Raw genomic sequence first — 11,691 nt, forward strand, 5'->3', positions numbered from 1 at the left:
ATTGTCAGTACGATGCTTTCACGGATAGAAGAAGAGCTAATAGATGAACATCTGCCTTCAGAATTTCGTTGTATGTTATTAGGGGGAGGCCCTGCCTCTAAAGCTTTACTCGAAAAATGCAAACATAAGCAAATACCCGTTTACCAAACATATGGCATGACAGAAACCTCCTCCCAGATCGTAACTCTTTCTCCAGAGTACAGCATGAGCAAACTAGGCTCAGCCGGGAAGGTTTTATTTCCGTCACAGTTAAAAATTGTTCGATCAGATGGAGATGAAGCGGGACCAAATGAGGCAGGGGAAATCCTAGTAAAAGGACCTAATGTCACGAGCGGATATTTAAACAAAGAAGATGAAACAGAGAAAAAGATTGTCAATGGCTGGTTGTCAACAGGTGATATTGGCACATTGGATCAAGAAGGATTTCTATATGTATTGGATCGACGCTCGGACTTAATTATTTCCGGTGGTGAAAATATATATCCTGCTGAAATTGAAAGTGTGCTTGTTTCTCACCCAAGTATTTCGGATGCAGGAGTCATTGGTGTGAAGGATGAGGAATGGGGAGAGGTCCCGATTGCTTTTGTTGTAAAAGTAATTGAAGTTACTGCTGAAGAAATTCGCGAATTTTGCCAGCAGAAGCTTGCGAAATATAAAATACCGAAAAAAATCCTATTCCTTGATGAAATTCCTAGGAATGCCTCAAAAAAAATTTTAAGAAGAGAACTGCGAAAATTAATGTAAGATTAAAGGAAAGAGGCGCTTCCCAATGATTGCGCCTCTTAATGCAAAGTGTTATCCAAATGATGGTTCAAATGTTTTACAATCGGTTTCTTTACTATTATCAGCTGTTTTCCCCTTATGGCTGACTACATAAATCTGCTCTGCTGCACATTTATTTCCTTTTTCCCAAAATGAACAGTTATTGACTTCGCATAAAACGTCTTTTGCCATTAGGATCCACTCCTTCTAAGTTCAAAAAATAGGGTCCTTTTTTGTAACCCTAATTTAGGTTGTGGAACTGGCTTCTCCTTCATTCCTGCCATATGAAGGAATTACAATAAAAGAAAAACCCTCCAAATGGAGGGAGAATGGCTAATTTAGTGCTTTTTCAAGTGCCTTCAAATTTTCATTCATAATGGAAAAATAGGTTGAATCATTGTTAATATCATGTTCTGTTAGCACAGAAAGATTGTGTAAATATAGAGGCTCTGCACCGAGCTCTTTCTGAATGATTTCCGTTAATATAGAGCTTACATTTTGTTCAAAGAATACATATTTTAAATCATGTTCTTTAGCTTCAGTAATAATTTTCTCCAGCTGCTTTTGTGTAGGCTCACTAGACGAATTTAAGCCTGAAACACTGATTTGCTCGATCCCATAGCGCTTTTCCCAGTAGCCGAATGCTGCATGCGAAACAATTATTTCTTTATGCTTCGATTGATCAACGATTGTCTTAAAGTTATTATTTAATTGATCGAGCTCTTTAATAAGTTCATCATAATTCGCGTTAAAGACATCCTTGTGTTTTGGCATCTTTTCAATTAGTGCATTTTTTGTTGCTTCAGCTAGATCCTTTGCATAAATAGGATCAATCCATATATGTGGATCAATGTCTCCATGGTTATGACCATCATCTTCTTGGTGTTTTTCTTCATGGCTTCCTTCATCATCATGGTGGTCTTCTTCCTCATGAGCGCTATCTTTTTCGATATTTGTATCCAAGTGCACATTTTCTCCGGCTGCGATCATTTGAACGTCTTCGCCTTTTAAAATTTCCTTTGCCTTTTCGACAAAGCCCTCTAAGCCAAGGCCGATAAAAATAAATAAGTCTGCATCAGCTAATTTCATCATATCCTTTTGTGTAGGTTCAAATGAGTGTTCATCAGCCCCAGGAGGATACACTGTTTTAGTTTCAACATACTTTCCGCCAATCCGTTCAGCAAAGTATTGCAAAGGATAGACAGTCGTATAAACAGTTAATGTATCGTTGTTCTTTTCTTTTTCTTCTTCCCCAGCGGCACAGCCTGTTAAAAACAAACTAAGCATTAAGAACAAAATAAATATCTTTTTCATGTTTTCTCCCCTTAAAGTAAAGCGTACTCGTTACGATTTGTATTATAAAAAAATTTTTAATATTGCGCAATTCGTAATCATTACGATTACAAATGTAATTTTACAAGAGAAAGAAATAAAAATCAATCAAAAATATTTGGTTATGTTATTAGTTATTTGTTATGCTTAAAATGGAATTAAAATTTTGAGGTGTAAATCAAATGAAATTAATTGATGAAATTTTAACCTTTAATCAGCAATTTGTAGAAGAAAAACAGTATGAAGAATTTACGACAACTAAGTTTCCCAATAAACGCATGGTATTATTAACATGTATGGATACTCGCCTCGTAGAACTATTGCCAAGAGCGATGAATTTGCGAAATGGCGATGTAAAAATTGTTAAAAATGCGGGAGCGCTCGTTACCCATCCGTTTGGGAGTATTATGAGAAGCTTGCTCGTAGCAGTCTATGAGCTTCAAGCTGAGGAAGTTTTAATTATTGGGCATCATGATTGCGGTATGAGCGGAATGAAACCCGATCATATCCTTGAAAGCATGAGAAAGCGTGGTAAGTCAGAAGCGGCTCTTGACACGATTACTTATTCTGGTGTGGATGTTAAGGAGTGGCTAAAAGGCTTCGATAATGTCGAGGAAAGTGTTGCTCACAGCGTCAAGATGGTAAAGAAACACCCGTTAATGCCAAATGATGTGCCTGTACATGGGTTAGTTATTGAACCGCGTACAGGTAAATTGGATGTCGTTGTGAATGGCTACGAAGATATAAAATTTTTATAAAATAACTCCTATACAACTTGTCATGAAAAAGTGACAAGTTGTTTTATTTTTCAAAAAGTGTCTTCTCTTGCTTTTGCGGAACGGGATCAAAGCCACCCGGGTGAAAAGGATGACATTTCATAATTCTTTTTATTGTAAGCCAGCCGCCCTTTAATGCACCAAATCGTTTGACGGCTTCAAGGCCGTAATGAGAGCATGTAGGGTAAAATCGGCATGTGGGCGGTTTTAATGGCGAGATGACTATTTGGTAAAATCGAATCAGGCCAAGCAATATTTTTTTCAACATGAACAACAATCCATTCTTTCATTTTGATAAAAAGATAGCATATTCTATTGCAATTGTCGAAAATAAGGTTTCAGCACTCCAGCAATAAGCATATAATATAAAATTGATGAATATACTCGGAATATGAGTTACAATGGAAGAAATAGCTTAGGAGTGATTTGTGATGCCTTCAGTAGAAAGCTTTGAATTGGATCATAACGCTGTAAAAGCACCATTTGTAAGACATTGTGGAGTACATAAGGTCGGTTCAGATGGTGTCGTTAATAAATACGACATACGATTTTGCCAGCCGAATAAACAGGCAATGAAGCCAGATGCTATCCATACATTGGAACATCTTCTTGCCTTTAATATTCGTAAGCATTCAGAGAAAAGTGATCACTTTGATATTATTGACATTTCTCCTATGGGCTGCCAGACAGGGTATTATTTAGTTGTAAGCGGAGAGCCGACTGTAGAGGAAATCATTGATTTGCTGGAAGATACAATGAAGGATGCGGTTGAAATTACTGAAATTCCTGCAGCCAATGAGAAGCAATGCGGCCAAGCAAAGTTGCATGATTTAGAAGGAGCTAAACGATTAATGCGTTTTTGGCTTGAACAATCGAAGGAAGACTTGAAGCAGGTTTTTGCATAAGTATTGATAAACAAAAAGCTAAGTGTACGCTGCTGATTATGTGTACTCTTAGCTTTTTTATATTAGAATAGATTTTTTAGGAAAATTAATTATCTGACTTATTTTCCAATTCCTCTTGGTCAGCGGGAATGGAATCTATAGAATCAACTGTGTGCTTAAACATATAAGCTTTAGAAGTTGTGACAACTGCCAAAACAATAACAATGGCAACAATAATCACCGATATGGCTAAAACAGTAATCATGAAAAATCCCCCCTCTTCTTAATTAGTTTAACATGAAATTCAACGAGAAGGAGGAAGGGAATTCGAAAAATTTGCTGAGAAGCCGAATAGCAAGAAAATAAGGATTTGCTATGGGGAAAAGCCTGTGCAAAAAAATAAAAGCAGGGAGCATAAACAAATCGCTCAACTGCATTTTACTTTTTATAAATGAAAACGCTCTCATTCACCTGGTGGAATTATGTATTAAAAATAAGTCAGTGTATATTGCGATGTTGAATATTGGTGCTTCGCTGTGGCCTATAGTCTTCACTTGCAAATTTTCCTTTTAAGCTTTCGATTAAATAAAGCCCCATCAGATCATAAAGCTCTTGATTATTTAATTCATGAATAATATTTAATAAATCTTCCCTGCTCATTTCCTCTAGAAAAGCGAAGGTCAGCATATCAATATCTTCCTCATCACCAGTAAGCTTATGCCGATAAAGCTCATACAGTTCATCTACGATTTTCATCATGACACCCCCAACCTAAATTGTTTTTACTGTTATTTCTTATATTTTATACTTATTGAATCCCCTTGATGATAAAAAATATTCACCATTTGTCATTAAGGTTCCTTCTTTTTGAGAATAATATGTGACTTTAAGAAGAATAATGCATTTCGGCATTATTTTTAAACTGAATATGGAAAAGATAAGAATGAATATTAGCGTAAGGCACCCGCCTGCGGCTATTTTATCATAAGGGGCTGACTACTTTGAATGAAATGAAGAAAACGTATTATATAAAGGTAAATACTGGCGAAATTACAAAAAGTGCAACTGATTCGGCTTGGGATTTTAAAATAGAAGCAACAGATGAAGAGATTATTTCATTAAGGGAATTTTTTGATAACAATTATTCGATGGAATGGAAAAACTTCTACAGAGCCCATATTCCATTCATGGAATATCATAATGATAAAGAAAATGATGCGTATGATGATACACTAAGAAAAGTATATGGAATGATTTATCAGCTTGGAGATGAGGAAGCAAAAAGCCATATTGCAAGCATGGGGATTTTAGACGAAGATCAATACAGTTAATAGATCATAAGAAGGTCAGACCCTTCACTTGGAGTGCTTGGGTCTGACACTTAGCATAACAATCATATTACATCGCCATTTCAACGGCTGAATCAATTACTTCCTGAGGTACAGTAATGGCATCAATGTTATTGTGATTTGAATATTGTCCGTTCATTTTTTGATTCATGATAATGGTTTGGTCTTCTACAGTTAGCTCCATTTCCATATTCATATCTAGAGCAACTGGTAAAAATGACTCTTTATCAATTAAAAATTTATATTCCACGGCATTAATTTTCATGCTGTTCATAAGATCCTCTTGTGCCATTTCAGGAGGAAGTGACTCTGCAGCTGTTTCTTTAATGAAGTCATTAAATTTATCACCAGAAGCTTTCAGATTTAAGATATAATTCTTTGAATCTTGCTCAAAAGTGAAATCCTCCACAAACTGCTGTAATTTCTTAAGCTCTTCTCCAGGATTCGTTTGCTTACCTGACATTTGCAAGAATGCATCAGTCATTTCTTGTGGAAACTTCATCCATTGCTTCCCAGAAGGCTCATAAAAGTACATGCCTTCCTCAGTAAAGTAGCTCTCTGTTTCAAATTCCTCACCTGTATCCCCTAAGGACATCGTCATTTTTTGATAGAAGGCCATTGGGTCTTGTACAACGTTCATCTCAATGACAGACTGAGTTTGCAAGTTCATTTCTTCTTGATCGGAAGTTATATCTTGATCCAAGTTCATTTTTACTGAGAAGCTTGCTAGATTATTAGAGGCCTCTGTTGATTTTTCAAGAACTTCTTCTAATGTCAATTGGGATGGCTTTTCAGCAGCTGCAGGTGTTTCGCTATTCTTTGCAGATTCATTAACAGGCTCAGCAGACTGATTGCATGCAGCAAGCATGAAAGTCAATAGAAAGCCCGTCAAAATGGATAATGTTTTTTTCAAAATAGACACTCCCTTTTCGTTATTCACCTATTATATACGGGAAAATTAGCCAGCGGTTTCAATAAAATGAAGATTCATACTTTTTTCACATAATAATCCATAGGAAATATGAAATTAGTAACAGAAACCATTTCGCGATATAATTTAATTAAAATGTGGAGGTTTAAAATGGAAACATTTAAAGATTTTAACGGCGGAACAGTGAAGCTTTCCTTTAAAAATCATTCATTTAATCAAAAGCCAGAGCATGTTCTTGTTATATGTAAAATGAATGATAAATGGCTATTAACCAACCATTCAAAAAGGGGCATGGAATTTCCAGGGGGAAAAGTGGAACTAGGTGAGTCTCTTGAGGAAGCGGCGCGCAGAGAAGTGATTGAGGAAACAGGTGCAACGATTAAAGAGCTGCAATTTATTGGAGAATATGAAGTTTCTGATGCGAAGAGTACGTTCGTAAAAGCAATTTTTTACGCATCCATAGATAAACTGGATGGCAAAGAACATTACTTTGAAACTAAAGGACCAGTACTGATTGAGGGAGATCTTTTGACATTAAGATGGGGCCCTCAATTTAGCTTCATCATGAAGGATAAAGTGATTGAACAAAGTATATTGAAACTGATGCAAATGCGGTAAGGAGAGCGATTAATTAAAGAAAAGAAAATGGAAAGGGGAGTAATATGCTGAATATGAATCCAGAACAATTTGTATTGAAGCCAGTATTTGCTACAATTCATTGCGAGCCCAATTGGCGCTGGAAAAGAAGAGATATTCCCCTTCCTAATTACGATTTATTTTATATATGGAATGGGGAAGGAACGGTCATTCTTAATGATAAAAAGTATCAGGTTCAAAAAGGCAGCTGTTTTCTTTTTAAGCCGGGAGACAGGCCAGCTTCAGAGCATAACCCTCAATTTCCACTTGTATTAAGCTATATTCACTTTGACCTGCTTGAGTTTCCTGAAATGCTTCCGAATACTTATCGTATAGTTGAACATACTATCTGTTTTGAGTCACTTTTAACTCGCTATGTTCGCTTATTATTAGTACAATCATTTGGCGCTGAAATTGAGGCAAAGCTTATTTTAAAGCAATTAATGATTCAATTGCTAAGGGAAGAAATAGAGCATTTAGATTATCATGAAACAGCAAGCCACAGTATTCTCGAAACCATTCGAGAAATAGCAAATTATGTCCGTCAGCATCCAGGGGATTTACACTCAGTAATAAGCTTGTCAACTCGTGCCAATCTTTCACCGCGATATTTCTCCCAAAAGTTTAAAGAAATTATTGGCCAAACGGTGCGTTCATACATTATTCGTGCACGCATTGAACGGGCAGAGCATTTACTTCACTATACAGGAATGACAGTAACAGAGGTTGCAGAAGCACTTGGATATAATGACCTTCATTTTTTTAGCAGACAATTTAAGAAATATACAGGTAAAAAACCTTCACAACTTAGATAAGAATACTATCACTCAAAAACGTCAGGTCCTCTAACTTGACGTTTTTTTATTAATTGGATCAATTTCAAAACTCTGAGCCTTACAGGTCCAAGGCTTTAAAGCACTAAAAAAGGAGTACCTCCCCAAATGTCGCAAATAAGTAAGCACCATACAAACTTATGAGACGGGAGGAATACTCCCTATGACTATAATACGACGAGGAAGCCTATTTGACCTACAAGAATTTTATAATTTAGAACCTACCCATCGGTTTGAAGCTGTTTTTTCTGCCATCGACATTGAACCAATCTTCGCTGTGGTAACGAAGAAATCCCGTTTTGATAGACCTGTCGAACTGAACTATGGCTATGCAGCCATGATTTACTCTCTAGTTGCTCGATTAACGGAACGTATTTCCTTTATTAAAGATTTGGTGAAGCGACTAAGCAATGATATGGTTTTTCGACTTGACTGCGGCTTTTTGGTATCTGATTCTGTGCCATCTGAAGCGGCTTATTGAAGAATGGTCACAATCATTAGTGAATCGAACGTTCTTGAAGATTCTAATGAATCGCTTCTACATCAAGCCATTACTGAAGGCTTTATCACCGATGACACGGCTGCCATTGATGCGACACACTTTGAAGCAAAAGATCAGGCACCCCTGAAAGAGGAAAAACCAAAACCAGAACCCAAGAAGCGTGGGCGTAAATCAAAGGAAGAAAGGGAATAATGTTTGATTGAAAAAGCTGAGCGTGAAGCCAATCAGCCTCTCTTTGAAAAGAAAATTGAAGATCAGTTGGATGTTCCTTTAGATCAACTTCGTGCCGAGATTCCCCAGAATCCAGAGTGGGGAGTTAAGCAAAACAGTGATGGGAAGAACGTTTTTTGGTATGGTTATAAGGCGCATTTAGCCGTTGGAACAACAAGTCAATATATTCTTCAATCGCTTTTTTCTTCGGGTAATTTGAATGACGGAAAAGCAGCGATTCCTTTATTAAAAGGAATCCATGAGCGTCTTCAACTTTCAACTCTACGTTACGAAACGATGGACGCAGGCTATGATTACGAACCGATTTATACACAGGTTCACCGAATGGAACACCAATCAGTGATTGCCTATAATCGGCGTAATGAACCTGATCCTGTAGGTTTTGATAAACATTTCGCACCTACCTGTTTTAGGGAACACTCGTATCGCTATGATAGTTTCGATACAAAATACGAAACACTCAAATACACACGACCAAAGGAATGTAAAGATTGTCCCTTGGCCAATCAAGGACTTTGTCAAAAGATGTATAAAGTTAAAATCACGACTGAATCTCAGAAAATATACTGCACCGGCTCGAGGATCAAAAGCTTGAAAACAATCTTTAAACGCCGTACAGCAGTAGAGCGTGTAAATGCTTATCTCAAACTATATTTTCAACTAAACAATGTACGTTATCGTACTGGAAAACGCGCTAAAGTTCACTTTGATTTGGTTACTCTGGTTTATAATGCCTCGAAATTAGCTACCGATCGAATTAATGCATCTTTAAGTAATCAAAAACAAGTTGCATAATTATTAAAAATTATATAGAGCAAAATTCTGCGGGGCTGTGTTTCTTTAAAATAAGGAATTATAAAATTGATTCAATATTCTAAAAAGGGTAAAAAAGATATGACTCTTTTGTGAGGTGTGCCACGGCCATTTCAGGTTTTAAAGGGGTCTAACCCATACTAGATTTTTAAATTAAATATGGTATATTAAGTGTACAATGTTTATTAGAAAATTTTGTGTGGGGGATTAGGAAGGGGGAGAGGGTCATTAGTTTATATCGTGAGCCTCTACATTATCAAATTAGAAAAATATTGCGGCAGAGAATTAATGACGGAGTTTATCAAAACATGCTTCCAGGAGAATTAGATTTAATGAAAGAGTTTTCCGTTAGTCGTGCTACGATTCGGGAGGCCATTTCTGGGTGTGTGCAAGAAGGACTACTTGTAAGGATTCAGGGGAAGGGAACTTTCGTATCTAAAAAGCCTGTTCAAGATTGGTTGGGATACCTTTATGGTTTCTCGGAAACAATGGAAGAGTTGGGATTTAACCCAACGGCTAAAGTGATTAAGAGTTCACAAGTTGAAGATTCGGAAATCAGTAAAATTCTTAAAACAGATAACTTATACCTCATCGAAAGACTGAGGCTGATTAATGGAGAGCCTATTGCTTTAGAGATTACCTATTTTCCTTATGAAATTGGAATTCGTATGGCAGACAACGACAATCTAGTATTTTATTCTTTCATCGAGCAAGAGCTGGGTATTACATTAGAACGAGCGGAACAGTCAATCTCTGCCATGGTGGCTACACAAAATGAGGCCAAGCATTTAAATATCTCAGTTGGTCACCCATTACTTAATATTAGCAGAGTCACCTACTCTGACCGGGATGAACTGATTCAAGTAGCGAGGATTATTTATCGAGGGGATCAATACAAATTAAACATTGATTTAAAAAGATCGAAGAAAAGTTAGTGCCCCAGTAAAAAAAAAAGAAATAAATATTGACAATTATCCGAATATTCATTAATATCTAATTAAACATATCACCTTGACCTATGTTGTACTGATAACATACATTTTGTGAAATGAACCTTTATAACGTTCATTAGATTAACTGTCAGTTGTTTTGTATAGTTGATGTGATGCTATGTGTTAAGGGTCATGTTTTTTTTTACAGTATAATGTCCGTACAACATACAATAGCTGATTTGAAAATGAATTGATATTGGCAATAAGTTATTATCCTATGAATTGAATTTATTAAACATTCGTTTAATGAATCTATTATCCTTTTTAAGGGGGCAGGGGTTTTGAGCATTGTTATTGACGATTCCTGAAAGCGCTTTAGTTTTAGTGAAGACCCCATCTTTTTTAAGGTAGGAGGATTTTTATGGAAAGTCAGACAGTACCTTGTAATTCCGTGGCCATAGTAACAGGAGGTACCTCTGGTCTAGGGCTTGCTGTTGTTCAACGGTTTTTAGAAAAGGGAAAAACAGTGGCCATCCTCGATATTTCGCAAGAAAGAGGAGAGGCATTGGAAAAATCACTTAGAGAGGAAGGGAAGGACGTTTACTTCTTTTCGGCTGATGTCGCCAATCAGGAAAATGTGAAACAGGTTGTGGGTGAGATTTATAAGACATTAGGGCGAATTGATTTTTTAGTGAATGCAGCAGGAATCAATCGCCGTAATGAAGCGGTTGATGTGAGTGATGAAGAATTAAAATCGGTGATGGAAATTAATCTAAATGGAACGGTGTATATGTGTCAAGCAGTTCAACCGTATTTGGTTCAAGAAGGCGGCGGGTCAATTGTCAACTTCGCTTCTGTTTTGGCCCATTACGGAGGGAAGTATTTGATTTCATATTCTGCTTCCAAAGGTGCTGTTATTCAGGCTACCCAATGCCTTGCTGTTGAATGGGCAGAACATAATATTCGGGTTAATGCCGTTTGCCCCGGTTATGTAAAAACACCGATATCTGGGACATGGAAAGACCCAATGTTTCATGAGAGGGTTGTAACGAGGACACCACAGAGGCGTTTTGGAGAACCAGAAGAAATAGCAGCGGTTGTTGACTTTTTATGTTCGTCCGATGCTAGCTATATTACCGGGGCCGCGATTCCGGTTGACGGAGGACTTTTAGCAGGAGACCCTGAATTAACAGCAAGACTTCAACTATAATCCCCAAAAAATTTTATCATCATTAATTAGTATTTGAGGAGGAGTCCAAGGTCATGAGTAAGAACCCCCATAATTTATCCAATATACGAAAGATTACTTTTGCAAGCTTTATTGGTTCGTTATTAGAATGGTATGACTTTTTTCTATATGGAACAGCAGCAGCTCTCGTATTTAATAAATTATTCTTTCCCAACATCGACCCGGTAATTGGGGTGGTTGCCTCATTCGGTACCTTTGCCGTTGGGTTCGTTTCCAGACCGATCGGCGGAATCATTTTTGGGCATTTTGGCGATAAAATCGGCAGAAAGAAAGTCCTAATAACCACCCTTATGATCATGGGTGTTGGAACATTCCTTATAGGAGCATTGCCAACTTACGATTCGATTGGGATTTGGGCACCAATTATCTTGATTACTTTGCGGTTCGCGCAAGGGCTCGGATTGGGCGGGGAATATGCAGGAGCAGCTTTAATTGTCATAGAGCATGCCCCACGTAAGCAA

At 37.2% G+C, this 11,691-nt stretch carries 18 protein-coding genes; 12 read left to right on the forward strand and 6 right to left on the reverse strand.

Features of this window, described 5'->3' with window-relative positions; translation table 11 throughout:
- Positions 1 to 744 (forward strand): AMP-binding enzyme (locus tag V7149_RS20490; RefSeq protein ID WP_335347444.1); only part of this gene is annotated, 744 nt, incomplete at its 5' end.
- Positions 745 to 795: 51 nt separating this feature from the next.
- On the opposite strand, the gene V7149_RS20495 is transcribed toward V7149_RS20490, so the two are convergent.
- Together V7149_RS20495 and V7149_RS20500 are read right to left on the reverse strand one after the other, a co-directional pair.
- Entirely contained in the window at positions 796 to 954 is a 159-nt protein-coding gene (locus V7149_RS20495; RefSeq protein ID WP_335347445.1) for a DUF1540 domain-containing protein, read from the reverse strand.
- 141 nt (positions 955 to 1,095) lie between these two features.
- Positions 1,096 to 2,076 (reverse strand): metal ABC transporter solute-binding protein, Zn/Mn family, encoded by a 981-nt coding sequence (locus V7149_RS20500; RefSeq protein ID WP_335347446.1) that lies wholly within the window; start codon positions 2,074 to 2,076, stop codon positions 1,096 to 1,098.
- A gap of 200 nt (positions 2,077 to 2,276) precedes the next feature.
- On the opposite strand from V7149_RS20500, the gene V7149_RS20505 reads away from it, so the two are divergent.
- Entirely contained in the window at positions 2,277 to 2,852 is a 576-nt protein-coding gene (locus V7149_RS20505) for a beta-class carbonic anhydrase (RefSeq protein WP_335347447.1), read from the forward strand.
- Positions 2,853 to 2,895: 43 nt separating this feature from the next.
- Here V7149_RS20505 and yidD read toward each other — a convergent pair whose 3' ends face one another.
- Positions 2,896 to 3,138: a membrane protein insertion efficiency factor YidD gene (gene yidD / locus V7149_RS20510; RefSeq protein ID WP_335347448.1), complete on the reverse strand. Its 243-nt coding sequence runs from the start codon at positions 3,136 to 3,138 to the stop codon at positions 2,896 to 2,898.
- A 163-nt stretch (positions 3,139 to 3,301) separates the two neighbouring features.
- On the opposite strand from yidD, the gene V7149_RS20515 reads away from it, so the two are divergent.
- A complete protein-coding gene (locus V7149_RS20515; RefSeq protein WP_335347449.1) occupies positions 3,302 to 3,775 on the forward strand; it encodes an S-ribosylhomocysteine lyase in 474 nt (157 codons plus the stop codon).
- 85 nt (positions 3,776 to 3,860) lie between these two features.
- On the opposite strand, the gene ytzI is transcribed toward V7149_RS20515, so the two are convergent.
- Both ytzI and V7149_RS20525 read right to left on the reverse strand, forming a co-directional pair.
- Entirely contained in the window at positions 3,861 to 4,019 is a 159-nt protein-coding gene (gene ytzI, locus V7149_RS20520; protein ID WP_335347450.1) for a YtzI protein, read from the reverse strand.
- Positions 4,020 to 4,252: 233 nt separating this feature from the next.
- Positions 4,253 to 4,510 carry a DUF6154 family protein gene (locus V7149_RS20525; RefSeq protein WP_335347458.1) on the reverse strand — a complete coding sequence of 86 codons (258 nt, stop codon included), beginning with the start codon at positions 4,508 to 4,510 and terminating at the stop codon, positions 4,253 to 4,255.
- A 254-nt stretch (positions 4,511 to 4,764) separates the two neighbouring features.
- On the opposite strand from V7149_RS20525, the gene V7149_RS20530 reads away from it, so the two are divergent.
- Positions 4,765 to 5,085, forward strand: coding sequence for a hydrolase (locus V7149_RS20530; RefSeq protein WP_335347459.1), 321 nt, complete (start codon positions 4,765 to 4,767; stop codon positions 5,083 to 5,085).
- A 67-nt stretch (positions 5,086 to 5,152) separates the two neighbouring features.
- Here V7149_RS20530 and V7149_RS20535 read toward each other — a convergent pair whose 3' ends face one another.
- Complete coding sequence (locus V7149_RS20535; protein WP_335347451.1) at positions 5,153 to 6,016, reverse strand: DUF6612 family protein; 864 nt, start codon at positions 6,014 to 6,016, stop codon at positions 5,153 to 5,155.
- Positions 6,017 to 6,184: 168 nt separating this feature from the next.
- On the opposite strand from V7149_RS20535, the gene ytkD reads away from it, so the two are divergent.
- From ytkD to V7149_RS20565, 8 genes are all read left to right on the forward strand, one after another.
- Complete coding sequence (ytkD, locus tag V7149_RS20540) at positions 6,185 to 6,652, forward strand: RNA deprotection pyrophosphohydrolase (protein WP_335347452.1); 468 nt, start codon at positions 6,185 to 6,187, stop codon at positions 6,650 to 6,652.
- Between the two features lie 44 nt (positions 6,653 to 6,696).
- Positions 6,697 to 7,485 (forward strand): AraC family transcriptional regulator, encoded by a 789-nt coding sequence (locus V7149_RS20545; RefSeq protein WP_335347453.1) that lies wholly within the window; start codon positions 6,697 to 6,699, stop codon positions 7,483 to 7,485.
- Between the two features lie 181 nt (positions 7,486 to 7,666).
- Positions 7,667 to 7,984 carry a hypothetical protein gene (locus V7149_RS26630; RefSeq protein WP_438824138.1) on the forward strand — a complete coding sequence of 106 codons (318 nt, stop codon included), beginning with the start codon at positions 7,667 to 7,669 and terminating at the stop codon, positions 7,982 to 7,984.
- A gap of 3 nt (positions 7,985 to 7,987) precedes the next feature.
- Positions 7,988 to 8,197, forward strand: a complete 210-nt coding sequence (locus V7149_RS26635; protein WP_438824006.1) for a hypothetical protein — start codon at positions 7,988 to 7,990, stop codon at positions 8,195 to 8,197.
- Between the two features lie 3 nt (positions 8,198 to 8,200).
- On the forward strand, positions 8,201 to 9,031 hold the full coding sequence (locus V7149_RS26640; protein WP_438824139.1) for a transposase: 831 nt from the start codon (positions 8,201 to 8,203) through the stop codon (positions 9,029 to 9,031).
- Positions 9,032 to 9,246: 215 nt separating this feature from the next.
- Positions 9,247 to 9,984, forward strand: coding sequence for a GntR family transcriptional regulator (locus V7149_RS20555; protein WP_335347454.1), 738 nt, complete (start codon positions 9,247 to 9,249; stop codon positions 9,982 to 9,984).
- A gap of 418 nt (positions 9,985 to 10,402) precedes the next feature.
- Positions 10,403 to 11,191, forward strand: a complete 789-nt coding sequence (locus V7149_RS20560) for an SDR family NAD(P)-dependent oxidoreductase (RefSeq protein WP_335347455.1) — start codon at positions 10,403 to 10,405, stop codon at positions 11,189 to 11,191.
- Positions 11,192 to 11,244: 53 nt separating this feature from the next.
- Positions 11,245 to 11,691 (forward strand): MFS transporter (locus V7149_RS20565; protein ID WP_335347456.1); only part of this gene is annotated, 447 nt, incomplete at its 3' end.

The organism is Bacillus sp. JJ1503 (assembly GCF_036965125.1).
GTDB lineage: Bacteria > Bacillota > Bacilli > Bacillales > Cytobacillaceae > Cytobacillus.

What these genes read in the sequence shown, in the direction of transcription:
- V7149_RS20495 (WP_335347445.1), bottom strand. Translation starts at nt 954, where the DNA reads ATGGCAAAAGACGTTTTATGCGAAGTCAATAACTGTTCATTTTGGGAA.
- V7149_RS26635 (WP_438824006.1), top strand. Translation starts at nt 7,988, where the DNA reads ATGGTCACAATCATTAGTGAATCGAACGTTCTTGAAGATTCTAATGAA.
- V7149_RS20505 (WP_335347447.1), top strand. Translation starts at nt 2,277, where the DNA reads ATGAAATTAATTGATGAAATTTTAACCTTTAATCAGCAATTTGTAGAA.
- V7149_RS20545 (WP_335347453.1), top strand. Translation starts at nt 6,697, where the DNA reads ATGCTGAATATGAATCCAGAACAATTTGTATTGAAGCCAGTATTTGCT.
- ytzI (WP_335347450.1), bottom strand. Translation starts at nt 4,019, where the DNA reads ATGATTACTGTTTTAGCCATATCGGTGATTATTGTTGCCATTGTTATT.
- V7149_RS20525 (WP_335347458.1), bottom strand. Translation starts at nt 4,510, where the DNA reads ATGAAAATCGTAGATGAACTGTATGAGCTTTATCGGCATAAGCTTACT.
- ytkD (WP_335347452.1), top strand. Translation starts at nt 6,185, where the DNA reads ATGGAAACATTTAAAGATTTTAACGGCGGAACAGTGAAGCTTTCCTTT.
- yidD (WP_335347448.1), bottom strand. Translation starts at nt 3,138, where the DNA reads ATGTTGAAAAAAATATTGCTTGGCCTGATTCGATTTTACCAAATAGTC.
- V7149_RS20515 (WP_335347449.1), top strand. Translation starts at nt 3,302, where the DNA reads ATGCCTTCAGTAGAAAGCTTTGAATTGGATCATAACGCTGTAAAAGCA.
- V7149_RS20530 (WP_335347459.1), top strand. Translation starts at nt 4,765, where the DNA reads ATGAAGAAAACGTATTATATAAAGGTAAATACTGGCGAAATTACAAAA.
- V7149_RS20500 (WP_335347446.1), bottom strand. Translation starts at nt 2,076, where the DNA reads ATGAAAAAGATATTTATTTTGTTCTTAATGCTTAGTTTGTTTTTAACA.
- V7149_RS26630 (WP_438824138.1), top strand. Translation starts at nt 7,667, where the DNA reads ATGACTATAATACGACGAGGAAGCCTATTTGACCTACAAGAATTTTAT.
- V7149_RS20560 (WP_335347455.1), top strand. Translation starts at nt 10,403, where the DNA reads ATGGAAAGTCAGACAGTACCTTGTAATTCCGTGGCCATAGTAACAGGA.